This window comes from Stenotrophomonas sp. PvP093 (assembly GCF_017876915.1).
GTDB classification, from domain to species: Bacteria; Pseudomonadota; Gammaproteobacteria; order Xanthomonadales; family Xanthomonadaceae; genus Stenotrophomonas; species Stenotrophomonas muris.
This window is the reverse complement of sequence record NZ_JAGIOX010000004.1, coordinates 4263863-4283746: the sequence shown is the minus strand read 5'-3', so window position 1 is coordinate 4283746 and position 19884 is coordinate 4263863. Positions and strand designations below refer to the sequence as shown.

Below are 19884 nucleotides of genomic sequence, written 5' to 3'. Positions count from 1 at the left end.
GCGCTACACTTTGCGGTCTAGAAATCTATACAACAGTCGCGCGCGTGCGTGCGGTTATGGGAGCGCTAATGAACTGGTTGAACGAGGTGCTGAACAACGACCCGAATCCTGTGGAAACCCAGGAGTGGATCGAGTCGTTGAAGGCCGTTATTGATGTCGAGGGCTCCGAGCGCGCGCATCAGCTGCTGGAAGGCATGGTGGAACTGACCCGTCGTTCGGGCGCCTACCTGCCGTTCTCTCCCACCACCGAATACGTCAATACCATCGAACCGCAGTTCGAGGCCAAGAGCCCGGGCAACGCCGAGCTGGAATGGCGCATCCGTTCGATCATCCGCTGGAACGCGATGGCCACCGTGGTCCGCGCCAACCGCAAGCCGGGTGACCTGGGCGGCCACATCGCCTCGTTCGCCTCCGGCGCCACCCTGTACGACGTGGGCTTCAACCACTTCTGGCGCGCCCCCAGCGAAAACCACCCGGGCGACCTGCTGTTCATCCAGGGCCACAGCGCCCCGGGCATCTACGCGCGTTCGTTCCTGGAAGGCCGCATCAGCGAAGAGCAGCTGGACAAGTTCCGCATGGAAGTGGACGGCGGTGGCCTGTCCTCGTACCCGCACCCGTGGCTGATGCCGGACTACTGGCAGACCCCGACCGTGTCGATGGGCCTGGGCCCGCTGGCCGCCATCTACCAAGCGCAGTTCATGCGCTACCTGGAAAACCGTGGCCTGATCGAGAAGTCCGACCGCAAGGTGTGGTGCTTCATCGGCGACGGCGAGAGCGACGAGCCGGAAACCCTGGGTGCCATCGCCCTGGCCGGCCGTGAAGGCCTGGACAACCTGATCTTCGTGGTGAACTGCAACCTGCAGCGCCTGGACGGCCCGGTGCGCGGCAACGGCAAGATCATCCAGGAACTGGAAGGCGTGTTCCGTGGCGGCGGCTGGAACGTGATCAAGCTGCTGTGGGGCGGTTACTGGGATGCCCTGCTGGCCAAGGACACCAACGGCGTCCTGAAGAAGCTGATGATGGAAACCGTCGACGGCGAATACCAGAACTGCAAGGCCTTCGGCGGCGCGTACACCCGCGAGCATTTCTTCGGCAAGTACCCGGAAACCGCTGCGATGGTCGCCGGCCTTTCCGACGACGACATCTGGCGCCTGAACCGCGGTGGCCACGACCCGCACAAGGTGTACGCCGCCTACCACCAGGCCGTGAACACCAAGGGCATGCCGACCGTCATCCTGGCCAAGACCGTGAAGGGTTACGGCATGGGCAGCGCCGGTGAGGCACTGAACCCGACCCACCAGACCAAGAAGCTGGACGACGAAGCGGTGCGCCACTTCCGCGACCGCTTCAACATTCCGGTGACCGACGCGCAGCTGGCCGACGGCCAGGTGCCGTTCTACCACCCGGGCCCGGATTCGCCGGAAGTGCAGTACCTGCAGGAACGCCGTGCCGCGCTGGGCGGTTACCTGCCGCAGCGCCGCCGCAAGGCCGACAAGACCTTCGTGGCACCAAAGCTGGAAGCGTACGAGCGCCTGCTGAAGAGCAGCGGCGAGCGCAGCTACTCCACCACCATGGCCTTCGTGCAGAGCCTGAACATCACCCTGCGCGACAAGGAACTGGGCCCGCACATCGTGCCGATCGTGGCCGACGAAGCCCGTACCTTCGGCATGGAAGGCCTGTTCCGCCAGATCGGCATCTACGCGCCGTTCGGCCAGAAGTACAAGCCGGTCGATGCCGACCAGCTGATGTTCTACCGCGAAGACCAGAGCGGGCAGGTGCTGCAGCAGGGCATCAGCGAGCCGGGTGCGATCAGCTCGTGGATGGCCGCCGGTACCAGCTACTCGGTCAGCAACGTGCCGATGCTGCCGTTCTACATCTACTACTCGATGTTCGGCTTCCAGCGCGTGGGCGACATCGCCTGGCAGGCCGCCGACATGCGTACCCGCGGCTTCCTGCTGGGTGGCACCGCCGGCCGCACCACGCTGAACGGTGAAGGCCTGCAGCACGAAGATGGCTTCAGCCATCTGGTGGCCGGTGGCATCCCGAACGTGCGCAGCTACGACCCGACCTTCGGCTTCGAAGTGACGGTAATCCTGCAGCACGGCACCAAGCGCATGATGGAAGACCAGGTGGACGAGTATTACTACGTCACCCTGATGAACGAGAACTACACCCACCCGGAAATGCCGGAAGGCGCGGCCGAAGGCATCGTCAAGGGCATGTACCTGCTGACCGACGCCGGCAAGCCGAAGAAGGGCGAGCTGCGCGTGCAGCTGCTGGGTTCGGGCACCATCCTGCGCGAAGCCATTGCCGCCGCCGAGCTGCTGGACAAGGACTTCGGCGTGACCGCCGACATCTGGTCCTGCCCGAGCTTCAACGAACTGCGTCGCGATGGTTTCGACGTGGAACGTGCCAACCGCCTGCATCCGGAAGGTGAGCAGCGCAAGGCCTACGTGACCGAGCTGCTGGAAGGCCGCCAGGGCCCGGCGATTGCCGCCACCGACTATGTGCGTGCGTATGCGGACCAGATCCGTGCGTTCGTGCCGATGTCGTACACGGTGTTGGGTACGGATGGGTTTGGCCGTTCGGATACGCGTGCGAACCTGCGTCGGTTCTTCGAGGTGGATCGCTACTACATCGCCCATGCCGCGATTGCGGCGCTGGCGAAGGAAGGGAAGATGACCGCGAAGGATGTGGCCCGGGCGATCAAGCAGTACAAGATTGATCCAGAGAAGGCTAATCCTGTTGGGGTTTGATTGGGTCAATTGATTTATTAATTGATGACGATCTGCAGTAAGGGCGGCCACTGGTCGCCCTTGCCGTTTTGATGGTTCGGGAGCCCAGTGAAAAGTTGGCTGCCAACCCAGTGACGTCTAAGGTCTAAAAGTGCATTGCAGCTGGCGCGCAAGAGTCACTTCGCGTGGATCAATTGCTCCGGCAAGGCCCCCTTAGGTTTGTTTCCGCGACGTCTGGTGCCAAGCAGAGGCCTTCGACCGAACTGATGTTGATGACGAACAGGATTCGTACGAACTCATCAGCAGCACCTTCTCTAGATGGCGAGGTGCAATTTGGAAATGACAAGCTCACCTGTACATTCGTGACTTCATATCCGGCCAGAACTAGGCCAAGGGTATGCGCTGGCCAACGTACTGATGGCGTCAGCGCCATTCCAACGGGGTAGCCCGGCCTCAACTGTCCTGTCAAAATACGCCAGACTGTGACTGATGCGGCCTCCTTATTAGAAGGCGCCGGCGCAGGCGGCCCCAGGGTTGTGGTCAGGGAGCGCTGCTACGTAAGTCATCCTTTCGACTGGGATGTCGTATCACCAGCTCGCTATGCATGGACCGAGACCCTGGGCGAGTGAATTGTGTTGCGGCGAGCTCCATCTCGACGCGGCGATTGGGGAAGATCTTGCAGAAGAACTTTTTGAGTGTTGTTGACCTGTTCGCAGGCTGCGGCGGCTTCGGACTTGGTCTTGAAGAGGCGGGATTCACGCCCATCTTCGTTAACGAGCTTAATGATGATGCCCGTAGCACCTACCTCGTAAATAGGCGAGATCGCTACGCTCATTTTCGAGAGGGTATGGATGAGTCACGTTGGCTAAATCCATTTAGCTCTTCTGATGCGCGAAAAATGACGAAGAAGTCCTACCTCAATGATCTGGAGTCCAGATTCGAGTCGACTTTCGGAATAAAGCATGGAGAGATCGATCTCATCGTCGGTGGGCCTCCTTGTCAGGGTTTTTCAGGAATTGGTCATCGACGTTCCTACTCCGTAGACAAACATGACATCCCGTCGAATCATCTTTTCAAGGACATGGCGAGCATCATTCGCCACCTTCAGCCCAAGGCTTTCGTCTTTGAGAACGTAAGGGGCTTGCTTACTGCGCGTTGGACTCCCGAAGGGGAGCCTGGCGAAATTTGGTGGGCGGTCAAGCGTGCATTCGCACGCATTGGCAACTATCGAATTGCTTCCCAATTGTTACATGCAAAGGATTATGGGGTTGCGCAGAATCGGCCGCGAGTAATGCTCGTTGGAATCCGTGACGACATTGCAGGGGCGGCTACTCGTGCAGACTGTATCGATGAAATAGACGACACCGCCATCAGTCTTGGTTTTTTGCCTCGGGCGATCGGTGGGGCGCCAGATCTGGTGGATCTTCTTGGTGATTTAATAGATCCAGAATATACAAATGGCGGGCGGACCGCTGTCTATCCGAGAGGGCCATCGGCTGACATCCAGTATCTACTCAGGCAAAAACTTTCTGGTGAGATAGCTGAAGTAGGCGCACCGTTGACTGATCACGAATATAGCAAGCATAGTGATCACGTGAGGGCGAAGTTTCAGGCGATGATCAATGGTGACCACTACGTAGGGACGAAAAAATTTGCCCAACGTCTGTTGCCTTCAGTTTGGGGCGCTAAAGGGCCGATGATTACAGCGACTTCCCTTCCCGATGACTACGTTCACTTCGAACAAGCGCGAACTCTGACTGTACGAGAATGGGCGAGACTGCAAGGTTTCCCCGACTGGTACCAGTTCCGCGGAAAGCGAACCACGGGCGGGATTCGACGCGCAGGAAATCCTCAGGAAGGAATTCACTTCAGAGAACTGCCGAAATACACCCAGATTGGCAATGCGGTACCGGTGCCGCTCGCTCGGGAGATCGGGAAAAACTTGGCGGGAATCCTTTTTGCGAAGCGGTAGCCCAAAGCGATCATAAATTTCCATGGAGTAAGGAGCAGGGGGGGGTATGGAAAAATCATCAATTCGTAAATGTGAAGGCGTGAGCGGTACAACCATCAGGGATGGATTGGAACGTCTGCAGGGGAGAGCATTTGGCGGCGAAGACGTCGCCGCCAAGCCCGAAAAACCGGATGATAAATGGTGGCCTCGAGCGGCTCTTCTTCCGGGAGTTCAAATCGCAATTGATCGCTTTAGTACAACTCCATCGCCGGAAGTGGCGATGGAGGTGGTCTTCCTTATGGGAGGCGCTGGAAACGGAAAATCATTCGCAGCGAGAGAGCTGGGTGAGCGCCTTGGGCTTCGCAGCGAAAATCCAGGTGCACTGGCGCAGCGAACCTACACTGCGACCGTTGATGGCGCAAAATACTATCTACTAAATGATGCGACCATCGCCCCCAGAAGGGAGTATAAGAATCAAGAGGTTGCTTTGGCAGCCGATCTATTCGACTGGTTCGAGCAATCCTCCCAAATGCTGGTGCGCGGCTTCTGTTGCGTCAATCGAGGTATCGTGGCCGACGAGATTCGTGGGCTGCAAGAGGTTCAGGGTCCTGAGCCGCCGCTTTCATTCTCGATCCTTCGATGGCTAGCTAATCCTGAAGATCTGAGATTCGATCAGATTGGTGCGACTGAGCTGACGGCCCGACAGCACGATGCTCAGAGTGCTACACGCGAGTTGGAATTTGTACTAGCTGGTCGTCGAGTGAGGTTGGTTGCCCTTGCCGTGGACTCTTATTCGCTCTTCGAGCTGGATAGTAGTGTTGGATTCTCCCGCGGCCAAACACTGTTCGCGGAGCTACTCGCTAGATTTGACGGTGTGGATGGCGAACGACCGGACTTGTGTCCGATTCGCTCCAATATCATCCAGTGGCAATCTCAAACGGGTCAGGGCTCTTGGCAGCAGCTGATGTCATCTGCAGAGATCGCGTCAGGTCGGTTGTATAGCTATCGAGACGTATGGGGTGCTGCAGCCATGTCGCTGTTAGGGCCAAGGGTAAATCTTGGATCAAAAAGCCAAGAAATTCTGGAGTACTTGGATTCGCTAATAGAGGTTGCGACAAACTGCCCCGATGCTCGTGGCCGGCTTGCCGCAGTTATTTCGCTCTCAAAGCATCGCGCACACTGCGCAATATTCCGCTCTCCAGTTCCACAGATGGAGCTTGACGGCACCGAGTTCCCCCCTGCAACTCCGATCCATGCCGGGCTGGCACTGGTTGATCCTGCGGTATGGAGGAGTGCTGACTCGAAGAGCGTGGAAGCAGCTATGCAGTGCATAGCAATGGGCGAACTTCCTAGCAGGGAGCTTTTGAAAATTCCCGATGTTGCTAATGTCTGGTCTAAATTTGATGAATACTTGGAAAGGACTCTGCTCGAGTACGTAGATAGTCCTAAGTGCAGCGATATCGAACGTCGCAGACTGATTTCTTGGTACGGCGCATACGTCGCGCGACTGGTAGGTGTGGCGCGAGGCGCCTATGGAAACGTCGATGTAATAGAACAGTGGCGGAGATGCCATCGATCCTGCAACTCCGGATCCGCGAGGCTCCCAATCGAGCTCGAGCAGTCGATCAGCGCGCTCATATTCCCACCGCATCCTGAAGGTCCCGCCAGCAGCATGCTGTTGCCCGCCTTCTCCGCTAGGGCGGAGCCTGTCTCCTCTGTCAAGGAGCAAGTGCAGCCAAAGCTCGTTGAGATCGTCTCCGTTGCGAGCGTGAGCCTTCAGGTCCGGAGGCAGGGAAGCAGGTTGGTTATCCAATGCTACATCGCAGGTAATCCCGCGCCGATTGGTCAGCTCGTGCTCGACTTCGCACTGATTCGAGAGGCTCAGGCGTTCAACCAGGGGCTCTGTGGCCAGACCGAATCCACGACTTTTATTGAGCCGCGCATCGAAAGATGCAGGTCTTCAAGCATGGCTGCAATCGATCGAACGCAGCGAAGACTTGCAGTTGTGGCCAATGGAACCTACAAGGAAGTTGCGAGATGAGTAATTATTTCCCTGAGTTAAAGCGGCCGCAGTATCCATCGAGTCCAGAAATTCTTCTCTCGGCTTTGGCATGGTCGGTTATACCTAGGCCGCCCAGTGCTCCCCGCAACACGGGGTTGATATACGTTAGAAAGGACAGCAACAACTTAACGCGGCCATCAGCATCCAAGTTCAATACTCACCCTACCAGGCCTGTAGGTGAGGATCTGACGGCGTTTTCAGAAATTCTAAAGCAGGAAGGGTTCGTCATTCACGACGGGACACTTCCTAAATTCGTTGTTGAGGCCGTTACTGATTCATTGATGGGTGCGCGTGCTGAGAAGGGAGTCGGATACGCATCGTCTGCTATCGGGCTGTGTGGCGCATTGCTTCAGGATCCGGCAGGAGGTCTGGGTGCACCAAATCCCCCTAACTTTGCCAGTCTTCTAAATACGATGTACACGCTTGGAGGGGGGGAGGGAACTGCATCCGAGCGTTGGTTCAAAGTTGCTACTCACTATGCGGCGGATACTACGCTGAGCCGCATAGAGACTGCGCTGGCAAAAACAACTCTAAGTGAATTTCTGCCTGCAGACTGGCCGCCGACTAAAGTACAGCTGCACGAGGGAGCCCGATCGACGCCCCTGCCTTCCTGGTGGCATGAGGACGTGATCGCGAAACAGATTGGAACGCCATTCTCCTGGTTCCGCGACAGCTGGGACAGACTGTGCTCTGAAAGTTGGTACACAGCATTGACGCCAAGAAAGTGGGCAGCGTGGGCGGTGTGTGTGCTGCGCAATGCGTTGGGATTTTCCTTCCTGTGGGAAGCAAATTTCTTTGCGGAGCTGGTCCGCGGGGTCAGGGATGGCACGCGTGAATCCTCTGCCGTCGCGCGAAGTGCGCTTGTGCCAACGCGCCCGCTGATTGCGTACCAAAAAGGGAGCATTTCTCAAATGGATGTCATGCCTGGGATAAAACAGGCATTGATTCAAGGATCGGCATATCGCAAAGCCCTTGGCGAGGTGCTAGAAGGAGAAATCGACCCCTGCAGAAATTTCGTTGACGTAATTAACCTGCTAAGGCGCGACCACTCCGCGGCGCTCAGGGAAAAGCTGGAGGCCGGAGACGTATCTGGCACGACCAACCTCGTTGAGACAGTGCGCTATTCGCTCATCGAACGTAGTGCGTCCGATGTTCCAGATCATCACGCGCTGTTGAGAAGGATCAGCAGGAACTACACTCATGTATCGCCAGGGCCAGAGTGGATTGTTGTTATGGCAGCGGTTTCCGCCTCCTCTCCCACGCAAGAACTACGCCTTGGTGACGTTCAGAGGCAACTTGATTCGCTAGGGCTGAAACCCCGAATTGACTTTCTTCTTGCCGAGCTGGAGCGCGCAGGACTCTGCGTCAGCGCTTCAGATGGCGACGAGGGGATACAAATTAATTTGGGTATTGGGGGGAACTAACATGCCATTGATAGGCAAGGCAATTGCGCTCGTTGCTAAAAGTGTCGGCGGCCAGCTTATGCTGGAGCTGCCGGATGACCTGCCGCCAGATTTCGTGCGGGAGATTGTTGATGGGGCAAACGAGCGGATTCTTCAAGAAGTCAAATTCGCAATGTTCGTTCATGAGGCGCGGGATGACGTCAGGGAAATCACGCCCCGCGTGGATTTCCGTGAGCTTGCGATGTACCGTCAAGGGCGGCATCTCGCAGTTACATATGCAAGCAAGAACCGCGGAATGTCCACCTATAGCAGCGTCTACCCCCTGCTTCTTAGCAGTGGTTTCCCCTCTATCCGGTCTGGCGAGGTAGGAGCTGGGGTGGCAAACCTTGAGGACTTCTCAGCGGCTCTGTCGGTTGTCCTCATAGAGGAATGTAGTTCCCTCGAAATCTCGCATGGGGAACTTGCTTCAGTCACCCGAGGCGTTTTGAAATTTCTCGCGGATGCTTATGAGCTCTCCGTTGGTGGGCAGGCAAGCGTTTCCCGCGACTGGTGGCTGCATATTAAACAGTGGGCCGCGAATGTTGTGGCATTCGCAGGGGGGCGTGGCTCCAGGACGGGAGCGTTCTTGTACGGTGCCGCGGGCTTGCCGAATCCTGCCTCCTCCGATGGTCTTGCAATCACGCCAAAAGACTACGTGCGAAAGCTCGAAAGCGATTGGATCGATGCGGATGGCATTCGTGTAGAGCTGGGTCGCCTCGGGATGCTGGGTGACGAGGCTTCCGGCGCGAAGACGTTGGAGAAAATCGATTGGGCAAACGTTGTGGAGAGCTCAGAGTACGACAGCGGCTCGGCGGTGGCGCGAGTCGCTGCGGCTGCAACTGCTGATCAGGAGCTAAAAACATTAGGTTGGGCAGCGATCGACGAAGCGACGTTCAAGTCGTCTAGTAGAAGTGACCGCATGCAAATGGAGATGCGGCGAAATGGAAAGGCGCTGCCTTCTCCGTTCCCGCAAGGCGTACCAGTACTAGTCGCGACACCTGGAGATCAGTTTGATTCGGGCTCGCGGTCTTCTACGTACGTCGATATGGAGATCGTCGTTCCGCTCTCTGACGGCGCTGAAGTGCCTTCTGCCGTGCTCGAGGGTGTTGAGCTTCCACAAGTAAAAGTGCAAGGCGTCGGAACTTATCGAGGCTCTTCATTCACGCTCAAGTCCGCTGTCAAGGTCGCAGGGAGCATGCACCTACTAGGCGACCTCACCATCAAGACCGGAAAAGCGAAGCAGAATGAACCTGCTATATCGTTAGAGGTACCTGAGTACCTCCGAAAGGTGGAGCCTCTGAAGTTTGTACAGATTCGGTCATCCGAATGCGCGCTTTGGCTGAAGGAAGAATCATCAAAACGTCAGGTACCACGCCTCTGCGTTGTCGGCGCTCATGGAGCAACGGAAGCCACCCTTCTTGTTAACAAACCATCTCGCTATGAATTTGCTCTTGCATGGGGGCATGAGCTCCCGTTCGATCAGTCCACTTGGCAATTGGATGACGGGCATCTTGAGTGCTTGCCATGGTCAAGTGCAGATGGTGCATTCGCCATTGGCACTGAAGACCTCACGTCGACTGTTGAACTCAGGCCCAAGCTTGAAGATGGCTACAGCCTGAAGATTCTGCTAGACGTTGCATCTACGGCGGCAAGGCCTCTCTCTCCTTTCGTAGCCGCAGCTATCGGTGCACGCCCTGCGACAGATAGGCTGCTCGAGCCTTCGGTGCTTGGCAAGCTCGAGGCCGAGTTCAACTGCATCATCAGAGAACTAGCTGAAGGGCACGCGCTGGGCGCGATTCAAGCAAGTAGTTCCAAAGTCGCTGAGCAATTCGAGACTATCCGGCCCGGGACCAAGGCTGCTACGAGCCTAGCTGCTCGCTTGGATATTTATCCTGCCCAACCTAGTGTTGCTCTACTCGAGCTGCCTGAGTACAAGAGGCTGCGGGAATCGTACGCAGAACTTGGATTGGTAGAGCTCTCCCTCGAAACAGAGGGCAGGGAGAAGTCTGGCGAGCTGACAGTGTCTCGCCTTCCGCTCGATTCGCTGGATCGAGAGCGGATCGGGGCCGTGCTGTCGGCTTACAGGGAGATGCTCTCAGTCTCGGCCAATCTCCAGCCTTCAGATCGATTCTGGGCCAGGAACCCTTTCTCTGTCGCGGTGTACCCTGTTGGTAGTGGTGTACAGCAAGTATGTGCAGTCCTGCTGAGTCCCTTGCATCCCATTCGTCTTGCATGGAGCTGGGAGGTTCAGGTCGGCCTTCGCGAGGCGTATGACGATTCAGCAAGCCCTTCTGCCTCACTGTCACTATTGGATGGCACCAACTTCCCTGCATTGGTCAGCAACCTCGATGCATTCCAAGAAGAGGAAGCCTTCTTGCCGGTGCCTGTGGATGCACGGCCTTCCGATCTGTATATAGGATGGCATGTGAGCGTTCCGGTTTCTTCGGGATCGCCAGCTATTCCTGACTGGCTTCAAGGAGAGAGATTCCCAGCAGAGGGACTTTCATCCCTGACTCCCTCGTCAATCTCTACTGCTGTAGATGACTTCTTGCGGGTTTCGCCAGAAGTTCAGACCCTTAGAATCGCAGTAACTAGCAATGTGCCCACTCGACGATCCAACGTGATGGATGAGGGGCTCCTCAGCAAGCTCAGGGAGTTGGCAGAGTCTAGCGCAGAGCTCGAGGGGGTCTCCAGCGTGAACATCAAGGACTCAGTCAATCGGCTAGGTGACATCCCGCCGCTTGGGCGCCTTGGGGAGGCTCTGCTGTCAGCACGTCCCGGCTTCAATCTCACATGGCACACCGCACCGGATGGTGATGTCGCTGAGAACCATGTCACCTTTGTGGAGGGGGGCGCAGCAAGAGCCGGATTCTCCCTTATAGGCAAGTCGCTGGGGTGGTTGCCTGATCTGCCGCTTCGACGAACGCCGGTTCGAAAGAGTGCCATTAATCACTCAGTTCTCGATTACAGCTTGAACAGCGAAGCATTACGTGAGAGTGGACTGGCCAAGGCTTTGCTTGCGTACGAACAGAGCGATAGCGGCAAAGCATGGGCCGTGAAGATAATGGCCAATTTTTCTGGCGCGACAGCGAGTCCCAACTGGCTAGTAGCCGGAGACTTTGGTGTGGATCCGCAGTCCCTGGCTGGAGCTGTAGCCAGCCATGTCGGCGGTAGCTACGTACTTTGGGATTGGCGCCCGGCTACGACCGTTTCTGCCGGAAGAGGCGGGGCCATGAGGGTGCAGCCGTACTTTGTCCTCGCGAGCGTTCCCGGTGCTCTCAGTGGTGCTATTCGCGATCGGTTGAGCCGTCTCAATTCAACTGCGTCTGAGGAGGAGATACGGCAGCGTGCGAAGCTACTTGTTACAACACTGGCAAAGCGCGCTATTGGCCTGAACACCCTACTTTCTGTTGGCCACCACCAGGCAACGGGCGCGATTGGGTTCTTCTTTGCGCTCAGTTCTCTACAGCACTGGGTGGATGAGGCTCCCCCAGGAGAATTGCGCCTGGTGCTTCCGGTCGACGCTGTGGATCCCTTCCTTAGGGATACCGTCGGCTATCCAAAGGGGGACAATCGACGTCGAGCTGACCTCATCGCGATATCGGCTCAGAGTACGAACAGCGGCCTGTACTGCGTGAACCTGATTCCAATCGAAATCAAGCATTACGGTCTAGTCAAGACTGAGCGCGAAGTAGGCTTCCCAAAGGCCGGCGAGGAGCGTCTTCGCGAGCATGCCGAACAGCTCAAAATGTACAAGATGCAACTTGCGGAGCTTTGCGCCGGCGTGACGTCAGCGGTAGGAAGCAAGGCGTCCATGCTTAGGCAACGACTACTTGCAGTGCTTGATGCCGGATTGCAGCTGAACAACACCCAGAGCGCCGACGCTGTCGAAGTCCTTCGGTCTGTAGCAGAGGGAAGGGCTCAGTTCGCCACTGGTACCGGCATACTAATTTGGTATCAGGCATTCGCCAAAACTGAGGATGGAGAGACTGCTACTTGGGATGAATTTGGTGGCGACTATGGCGATGAGTCAGATCGAAGAATTGAAATTCGCATAAACCCTGCGGCATATGACTCGAGCTATTGGGGAGCTTCCGCCGTGGGGCACTGTCACGATGTTGTTCTTCAAGCACTTTCCGCGGCGAACGAGGACCTGTTTTGTGAAGCTGATGAACTTGGTGGCCAGCCAGTAGCCCTTCCCGAGCCGGCTAAAGGAGGCGAGGTTGGGCTTGAGATGAAACTTGTTGATGTCGATAGTCGGCTTCCTGATGGCGAGCGTGCGGATGGCGAAGCTGAGGTTTCCTTAACGGTGTCGACTGCTTCTACCGCCCGCGTTGAAGCAATGCTAAGCAGCAGGATGCTGGAACATAAGTACGACCAACTTATCTCCGCTCTTTCGGAGTTTAACGTAAAGGTAAATAGACCTAAGGAAGGAGTGCCCTACAAAGAGGGGCCCGCATTCGTAGAATATTCTGTCGTGCCGGCCTATGGTGTGTCCGTAAATCGCGTTGAGGCACAGATCCAAAATCTGAAGCTGAGGATGGGACTCGCCGCGGATATGCAATTGGGCTGTTCGACCCATATGGGAAACATTGTTATATCCGTCCCGAAGGATGACTCCGAGCGTTACTTTGTAGATGCAGAGGAAATGTGGAAGCGCTGGAAGCGTCCGCGCAAAGGTTTCGTAGTGCCGGTGGGGGAGGATTCCTCTGGTGAAATCGCCGAGATCGACTTTTCAAGCTCCAATTCACCTCACCTGTTGATTGCTGGCGTGACGGGTAGTGGTAAGTCAGAGGCGCTTCTTACCATCCTCCATGGTGCCGCGAAATTCTATTCACCTGAAGAGCTCAAGCTGAAGCTCATTGATCCTAAGGGGACGGAACTCAATACGCTGGAGGGGCTGCCGCATACCGATGGCCCGATTGGCAGCATGGCTGAGGATGCGGTGGAGCTCCTAGCTAGCGCTGTTGATGAAATGGAGAATAGGTATCGGCTGTTCAAGTCCATGCCTGGCCATGTGAGGAGTATCTCTGAGTACCAAGCGTCTGGCGGAGAGATGGCACGCTGGATTTTGGTGCTTGATGAGTATGCCGATCTGACAAGTGATGATGACGAGCGGAAGAAGATTGAGCAAAGCTTGCGCAGAATCTCGCAGAAGGCCCGTGCCGCAGGTATTCATGTCATCGTGTCGACGCAAAAGCCTGTCGTGTCAGTTGTTAATACCGTTGTCAAGGGTAACCTTCCGGGAAAAATCGCACTTCGGGTAAATACTGCCACTGAAAGTCGAGTGGTTCTTGACGAGGGCGGGGCCGAGCAATTGGCCGGCAAGGGTGATGCGATTATTAAAGCTGGCAATGGACGAATGAGGGTCCAGTTTGCCCGCTACGATGTTGCCGGGGAGTCGTAGGGCGTCGCACTAATAATTCATTGGCTTTACCGGGTGGCACGAATTAGTCGTGCCACCCGGTTAATGGTTCGCTTGCGCATCTCCGCAGTTCGCAACTCGCACTCCCATACTTTTATAACTCGCCAGCTTGAGTTTCGGAGCTCCCTCGTAACCCTTGCGTCTCGGAGTTGATTGGATCGAAATTTTTCACGCCAAAAACTGGAGTTCGCAGCCGGGATTCGCCCCTTTTGGCAGCGGTGTGCATGCCAGAAGCATCCATGAACGAAGATTACGGTCCGGAATTTTGGTAGGACAATGTCAGGCCGGCCCGGCAGATGGCGCACATGCAGGCGAAATCTAAATCCAAGCGCGTGTAATTCTCGGCGAACGATGAGCTCTGGCTTGGTATTGGCCGAGCCAATCTGTGACATGCGCTCACTTCGAGCTTCCTTTGTAAGGATGTCTCCCATCTTCCGCTGCTCCAGAAATTTGCTTAAGCGCCCGTCGTGAGTGTAGAACGGATGTGGAGGTGGACATCCACCTACTGCAGCCTCTATCGAGACCCGCCGGTATTCATCTTCCACCGACTGCATAGGGTCATCCCCCGGCGGCGGGGTATCGAAGTCCTTCCAGAACACTGCCAGCATCATCCCGCCACCGGCAAACGGGTCGATCTGGTGGTAGTAGAGGTTGGCCGGGAACATGAAACGGTGCGGGCCCAGATTGGTCTCCACCGGCCGCGTCGTGTGGGCGCGGTCGCCCATCGTGCGGGCGCTGGTGGCGCCCTTGAGCGTGGCGGCGATGCTGTCTCCAAACCCGTGGATGGCGGCCTTGCGCGGCCGCTGACAGCCAGTACGGTCACTAGCGGCGCGCAGGCCAACCGGCGTGCCGGTGCGCTGGTCATGGCGAAACTCCTCGCGCGTGATCGAGGGGGTGCCGGAGCAGGGACCTACCGCTGCCCCTGCACCCGCTCGCTGGCCATCATCGTCAGCGAAAGTACCGTCATCAGTAGCCCCTCCATTTGCCCTTCGCCCAGAGGCTGTTCCGGCGCGCCGTTCTGCCCCGTGAGCTCCTCAGCCAAGGCCATCTTGACCAGGGAGCGTAGGCCGCCTAGGGTGCAATTGGGGACGGCCAACTGCATGCGGACGACCAGCATGTGCAGCACGAGATCAGATGCAGGGCGCAGTGGTGGCGGCTAGTCATAGCAGAATTTGGGCCGTACAGAGGTGGTCCGGCGTGGCCTCCCATCTCGCTGTACTCACATTCGCTATGTGCGCGCTCGTTCCGCAACAATCCGCCCACTCCAATGCGACATTAGCGGCACAACGCACGGAACATCAATCCATCTATCCGCAAATAGCACAATCACAAGCTGTTCCAACGAGTTGTCCACCATCATCACAGGTGCACCGTTACAGCTGACCTCAAAGTACCTCTCTCCCGCGTAGCGCGCGTCCTGTACTAGGCCCTCGTGCACAAGTCGAACGGCCTCCTCGCGCATGACAGAAAATTCAGCGTCGGACACCTTCCGAAACGTCCGCAGTTCCAAGCCTGCCTTGGGTACATGCCGGCTGGCGATCGTGGCAGACAGCGCCGCCAGCAGCACAGCGCCATAGATCACAGACTTCATTGGACGCTCTGCAGATAGGGGAGGGACCAGAAGGCGAACGGTCCGCCGATAGCGCGTGGATACCCAGCAGCCACGCGACAGATGGCAAGGTCCAAATGGGCTACTCCCGCACGTGCAACCGCTCAGCCACCTGCGCAGTCAACGCCACGCAAGCCATCTTCAACCCTTCCATCACCCGGTCCCCCAGGTACTCCTCGGGCGCGCCGTTCTGCCGGGTGCGCTCCGCAGCCAACATCAGCTCCGCCACCACACGCAGCCCGGCTAGTGCGCAATCTGCATCCGCCAACTGAAGACACCGCCCAGGCAGTTGATGCCGTTCCGGCCAAGGCTGGCCATCCGCAGCTGCACCAGATCCGATGCGGCGCAGCGTGGCTACGAAGGCGTTGGGATCGACGGACGGCTCGCGCTCGGGTTCGGCGTTGTCCGGATCGTACTGCGCGTGCAGGGAACGGAAGTCCGATGTATTCATGGCAATGCTCCGTACAGGACAGATAGCAACGCCACCGATAGAGGCGGCGGACGGTGCGTGGTTCGAAAGCCGGACAGTAACCAAGCCGGTGGGTCCGAAGACCCCCACGCACCGCCCGCCATGGAACGCGAACGGATTGCCAGCCGGCGCCACACAAAAGGTGACGCCGGCTGACAAGCGCAAAACACAAGGTTACTGAGCGGGCTTTCGAACCCCGCGCCACCCTTTTCCGGTGGCACGCCAAGGTGTACTCGCATGGCCGCGAGATGCCAAGAAACCGTAGGCCGCAGAGGCCGTAAATGCTGACGCTTACGGCATTGTTGCATGGCGCGCGCGTGGCAGAGCCCTTGCGGTGCAGTGGTTTCGGCCGGTGTTAAGTTACCGCCCCAATGCGCATTGAAAAGCACGGTTTGCAGAGGATCGGGGTCTCAAAAGCGACAGTCCGCCCGCATGGCTGAGATCCGAAGTTGGCCGATTGCGACATGGCTTAACCTTGCAGCGCCACCCCCGGCCGAGGCCACAGCGCATCGTCGCGCTCCAGGGCGTAGTCGCTGCCGAACGCCAGCGCCGCCTCGCGTGGCGGAAGGTCTGCGTAGCAACCCAGCAGGTACTCATCCATGCCGGCGTCGCTATGGTCGACGGCGAACAGGTAGAGAAGCTCCTTGTCGAACGCTTCCAGCCATGCGGTGTCTATCGTGGTCATGGTCACCCTCCTGACTGCAGGAATAGTGCCTGCACCATCGCGTGCCTGCTAACACCAGAACTGGCCCACGCAATGTTCACCGGCAGAAATCCCCATCCCGCCGCTGGGCAATGTGAAGCCAGTTCAGGTCCCCCGACCGGTGCGGTGTATAAACTGCCGACACGTGAGTGCCCGAATGTGAGGAACGGATGCGACAGCTACTGAGGCCATGGATGGTACTGCTGCCCCTGCTCGCGGGCGGCTGTGGCGCCCAGGCACCCCAGATGTATGGCGATGGTTTCCCCGTCGCCAAGCCGATGGACCTGGTCCATGCAGGTGCGACGGTAGAGGCGCGTTTTGAACTGCCACCGCCTTGGGAGAAAGATCCCAAACCTCGCACATTCCTGATTGGGTTCCGTACCGGCGGGCCCGCCAAGCGCCCGGATATGAAACCGGGCGATGTCGACTTCCTTGAAGACGCCCGGATTCCCCTGAAGGTGCAGCTGTGGAAGCTGGAGGGGGACACCGAAACACCCATAGCACTACAGGTATTGAATCGCGATCTGCCTGCTGTCTGGCAGGGCAGCCGATATCAACCGGCCAAGGGCGATGTGTACGAATACAGGAGCGCCGTCGGCGCGGATTCGAACAGTCTGGTCAACGCAGGAAAGTACGACATGTCCCTGGCCTACAGGGAATACGAGGTGGCCCGTGCTGATTCCGCGGATCTGGCGGCCGGGAAGTACCGGCTGAAGGTGACCAACCTTCAGGCCAACCCGGAAGTTGCCCATCTCAACATCGAGCTTCTCGTCGCCAACTACAACGTGAAATAGGACTATGGACAGTCAATCGAACAGTGCAGCCGCACCCCAGGAAGGCAAGAAGGGGCCTTATACCGTCACGGTCTACCTCGCTGCCCCGGGCACACCTGTTGCAGGCAAGGATGGCACGACCCACTCATCTTCGGCGGGCCATGCCTACTTCATGGTTGCCGATGGTGACAAGAAAGACGGATATGGGTTCTCGCCGATAAAAACGGGGATCGCCGGGCCTGGGCACGTGGTGAAAGGAGAATTCGAGACCTATCAGAACCCTCGGTTCTCCTACACGCTCGAGATCACCAAGGATCAGTACGACAAACTGAAGGAGTACGGCGAGGCGAGCGTCAACAGGGATCAGAGCCGCTTCAATCTCCATTACAAGGGTTGGTCGAACAGCTGCGTCGATTATGTGTGGACGGGCCTTGGTCAGGCCGGTCTGCGACCCAAGCTGGAGAAGCCCAATCCCGACTTCGAAGGGACGATGAAGGTGCTTCCGAACATCGATGCGCTGAAGAGCATTCCCAAGCCGTTCCCCGATAGCAAGCTCAATTCGACGCACGAGAACCCCCTTCCCAAGAAGCAAACCACGTTGCAGAAGCTGTTGACCGAGGTGGAGGGCGAACGGCCGCCGCAGGAGCGTTTGGCTGCACTGTCGCCGGAATCGCAGCAGCTGTTTGACCGCATGCGATCGGAGCTGCCTGAGAAGGTGAGCGATGCGCAGGTGATGTCAGCGATGGTTGCTGCGCGGGAGAACGGCATTCACCAGCCGCAACAGCTGCGCGATGTGGTGCTGCAGGAAGAGAAGATCTTTGTGATGGGCACGACGCCTGGCTTCAGGGCCATGGTAGATCTGAACCAGCCTCAGCAAAGCCTTGAGGAGGGGCTGGCCCGCAGTCAGCAGATCGACACGCGAGTGGCCGAGCAGACCCGTCAGGAAACGCAGCAGCGCGAGGCGGCAACCCAGACGTCCGGCGGCATGCAGATGGGCTAGTGCCGCCACCCGCGCGCTTTCGGGGCGCTGGTACTGCATGCTGGCTCACATATTCAGCAAGTCGCGATCGGCGTCCTCTATTCCTCCACCTGCCCCCCATCCCACCTATGCCATCATCCGCCCAGGACCGCAGCACCCATCAAGGCTGAACAGGCATGGAGCAGGCAACACGCTACACGGTAACCCTTTATCTGGCCGCCCCCGGCACCCCGCTGAAGAGTGGGGGCATCTCGCCGCGCGGCCACATGTACCTGCAGGTCGCTGCGGGCGACGAGGCCCACAGCTACGGCTTCGCACCACCGCGCCAGGCACCGGGCGAAACCCGCACCGGCGTGCAGTACGCGCAGGTGCGCCACGACGATGCCGACGAGCATCTGGACCCGTACTACAGCCGCACCCTGGAAATCACCGAGGAGCACTACGGCTGCCTGCGTGATTTCGCCGAGGAACCGGCCGAGTTCGAATTCGATGTGGATCGCCCGGCCACCATCAACCGCTGCAGCGATTTCGTCTGGGCCGCGCTGCACTACGCCGGGCTGCATCCGCTGCCGACGCCGCTGGATGGGGGCAGCAACCTGGGCGAGTTCGCGGTGCTGTTCAACCTGCCAGAGATCCAGTGCATCGCCGCGCCGTTCCCGGGCAGCGATCTGAATGCCGAAACCCACAACGCGATGCCCGAGCACGAGGCCGAGCACCATCGCCAGGGTGACCGTGCCAGCGATGAGCCGCCGCCGACGCCGATTGAAGTGGCCGGCACGCTGCTGGACCCCTCACATCCGGACCATCGCCTGTTCTCGCAGCTGATCCAGAAAGTGGCCGAACTGGACGCCGCGCACGGCCGCCCGTTCGATGCGGCCAGCCAGCGCATCAGCGCCAGCCTGCTGGTGCTGGCCAAGCAGAACAATCTCTCGCGCGTGGACCACGTGCTGCTCAGCCGGCCGACAAAAAGCAGTCATGCCGCCGAGAGCATCTTCATCGTGCAGGGCGACCGCAACGACCCAGGGCACCGCCGCGCCAGCATCGCCACCGAGGTGGCGGCCAAGACCGATGTGGCCGATTCGCTGCGGTTGAAGGAGCAATGACGCGGCCGCTGCGGCGGGGGCTGGTGGTACTGGCGGTGCTGGGCGCGCTGGCGGCGTGCCGTGCGTCACCAGCGCCTGAGGTTGCGCCGCCCCTGCTGACGCGCGCACAGGCCGAGGCCCGCACGGTTGTGCCGTTCACGCGGGCCGTGCAGTTGCAGAAGGCCGGTCGGATTGCCGAGGTCACGTTTGATTTGCCGGCGGCCCAGAAGCCGGCCATTCCGATCCTGAACATCGGGTTGCGGTTGCAGGATACCGACGCGCGACGGTTGCTGGATGCTTCGGAGAAGATCACTCTCGGACGTTTGCCAGCGCGGCTGCGCCTGGAGCGGATTGATGGCAGCGCGCCTCGTCATGTGCAGCTCTGGCAGCGTACCCGCGACGGACGCGACTCGCAGAAGATCGGGGATGATGGCGTGGTCACAGACCTGACGACGGGGAGTGTGGACATCAACAGCTTGGCCGAGGCCGGGTTGTACTCTGAAGACGTGCTCTATCGCACGCTGCAGCTGGCGCAGGTCGGAGGCATTGCACCCGGGCGCTACGTTCTGCGGGTCGACCTTGTGGAGGATCGACCCCAGCTGGACGGCCTGAAAGCAGAACTGATCGTTGGCTACCAATCACTAGGAAAGTAGA

The 19884-nt window shown here is 58.4% G+C and carries 13 protein-coding genes; 9 read left to right on the top strand and 4 right to left on the bottom strand.

All coding sequences use genetic code 11. From position 1 onward, the window contains the following. The first annotated feature begins 68 nt into the window (after positions 1–68). From aceE to J3A72_RS22580, 5 genes are all read left to right on the top strand, one after another. Positions 69–2756 carry a pyruvate dehydrogenase (acetyl-transferring), homodimeric type gene (aceE, locus tag J3A72_RS22600; protein ID WP_012478970.1) on the top strand — a complete coding sequence of 896 codons (2688 nt, stop codon included), beginning with the start codon at positions 69–71 and terminating at the stop codon, positions 2754–2756. Between the two features lie 655 nt (positions 2757–3411). Further along, a complete protein-coding gene (locus J3A72_RS22595) occupies positions 3412–4707 on the top strand; it encodes a DNA cytosine methyltransferase (RefSeq protein WP_075076880.1) in 1296 nt (431 codons plus the stop codon). Positions 4708–4753: 46 nt separating this feature from the next. After that, complete coding sequence (locus J3A72_RS22590) at positions 4754–6727, top strand: hypothetical protein (RefSeq protein WP_140222874.1); 1974 nt, start codon at positions 4754–4756, stop codon at positions 6725–6727. After that, positions 6724–8172 carry a hypothetical protein gene (locus tag J3A72_RS22585; RefSeq protein ID WP_140222873.1) on the top strand — a complete coding sequence of 483 codons (1449 nt, stop codon included), beginning with the start codon at positions 6724–6726 and terminating at the stop codon, positions 8170–8172. Before J3A72_RS22590 ends, J3A72_RS22585 begins: the two co-directional genes overlap by 4 nt. A 1-nt stretch (position 8173) precedes the next feature. Then, positions 8174–13597 (top strand): FtsK/SpoIIIE domain-containing protein, encoded by a 5424-nt coding sequence (locus J3A72_RS22580; protein WP_172617744.1) that lies wholly within the window; start codon positions 8174–8176, stop codon positions 13595–13597. A 26-nt stretch (positions 13598–13623) separates the two neighbouring features. On the opposite strand, the gene J3A72_RS22575 is transcribed toward J3A72_RS22580, so the two are convergent. From J3A72_RS22575 to J3A72_RS22560, 4 genes are all read right to left on the bottom strand, one after another. After that, positions 13624–14046, bottom strand: coding sequence for a very short patch repair endonuclease (locus J3A72_RS22575; protein ID WP_075076879.1), 423 nt, complete (start codon positions 14044–14046; stop codon positions 13624–13626). Between the two features lie 479 nt (positions 14047–14525). Continuing rightward, entirely contained in the window at positions 14526–14732 is a 207-nt protein-coding gene (locus J3A72_RS22570; protein ID WP_140222872.1) for a hypothetical protein, read from the bottom strand. 574 nt (positions 14733–15306) lie between these two features. Further along, complete coding sequence (locus tag J3A72_RS22565) at positions 15307–15675, bottom strand: hypothetical protein (protein ID WP_075076846.1); 369 nt, start codon at positions 15673–15675, stop codon at positions 15307–15309. 487 nt (positions 15676–16162) lie between these two features. Further along, positions 16163–16378, bottom strand: coding sequence for a hypothetical protein (locus J3A72_RS22560; RefSeq protein WP_172617743.1), 216 nt, complete (start codon positions 16376–16378; stop codon positions 16163–16165). 212 nt (positions 16379–16590) lie between these two features. On the opposite strand from J3A72_RS22560, the gene J3A72_RS22555 reads away from it, so the two are divergent. The 4 genes from J3A72_RS22555 (at position 16591) to J3A72_RS22540 (ending at position 19883) form a co-directional block, all read left to right on the top strand. Then, positions 16591–17190, top strand: a complete 600-nt coding sequence (locus tag J3A72_RS22555) for a hypothetical protein (protein WP_075076844.1) — start codon at positions 16591–16593, stop codon at positions 17188–17190. A gap of 4 nt (positions 17191–17194) precedes the next feature. Next, a complete protein-coding gene (locus J3A72_RS22550; protein ID WP_230374599.1) occupies positions 17195–18169 on the top strand; it encodes a lytic enzyme in 975 nt (324 codons plus the stop codon). A gap of 155 nt (positions 18170–18324) precedes the next feature. After that, positions 18325–19251, top strand: a complete 927-nt coding sequence (locus J3A72_RS22545) for an XVIPCD domain-containing protein (RefSeq protein ID WP_075076843.1) — start codon at positions 18325–18327, stop codon at positions 19249–19251. Beyond that, complete coding sequence (locus tag J3A72_RS22540; RefSeq protein WP_075076842.1) at positions 19248–19883, top strand: hypothetical protein; 636 nt, start codon at positions 19248–19250, stop codon at positions 19881–19883. Before J3A72_RS22545 ends, J3A72_RS22540 begins: the two co-directional genes overlap by 4 nt. Position 19884 lies beyond the last annotated feature (1 nt).

Coding starts and splice junctions, on each gene's coding strand:
- J3A72_RS22570 (WP_140222872.1), bottom strand. CDS start 14,732: ATGCTGGTCGTCCGCATGCAGTTGGCCGTCCCCAATTGCACCCTAGGC.
- J3A72_RS22550 (WP_230374599.1), top strand. CDS start 17,195: ATGGACAGTCAATCGAACAGTGCAGCCGCACCCCAGGAAGGCAAGAAG.
- J3A72_RS22580 (WP_172617744.1), top strand. CDS start 8,174: ATGCCATTGATAGGCAAGGCAATTGCGCTCGTTGCTAAAAGTGTCGGC.
- J3A72_RS22590 (WP_140222874.1), top strand. CDS start 4,754: ATGGAAAAATCATCAATTCGTAAATGTGAAGGCGTGAGCGGTACAACC.
- J3A72_RS22545 (WP_075076843.1), top strand. CDS start 18,325: ATGGAGCAGGCAACACGCTACACGGTAACCCTTTATCTGGCCGCCCCC.
- J3A72_RS22555 (WP_075076844.1), top strand. CDS start 16,591: ATGGTACTGCTGCCCCTGCTCGCGGGCGGCTGTGGCGCCCAGGCACCC.
- aceE (WP_012478970.1), top strand. CDS start 69: ATGAACTGGTTGAACGAGGTGCTGAACAACGACCCGAATCCTGTGGAA.
- J3A72_RS22560 (WP_172617743.1), bottom strand. CDS start 16,378: ATGACCACGATAGACACCGCATGGCTGGAAGCGTTCGACAAGGAGCTT.
- J3A72_RS22565 (WP_075076846.1), bottom strand. CDS start 15,675: ATGAATACATCGGACTTCCGTTCCCTGCACGCGCAGTACGATCCGGAC.
- J3A72_RS22575 (WP_075076879.1), bottom strand. CDS start 14,046: ATGGGAGACATCCTTACAAAGGAAGCTCGAAGTGAGCGCATGTCACAG.
- J3A72_RS22585 (WP_140222873.1), top strand. CDS start 6,724: ATGAGTAATTATTTCCCTGAGTTAAAGCGGCCGCAGTATCCATCGAGT.
- J3A72_RS22540 (WP_075076842.1), top strand. CDS start 19,248: ATGACGCGGCCGCTGCGGCGGGGGCTGGTGGTACTGGCGGTGCTGGGC.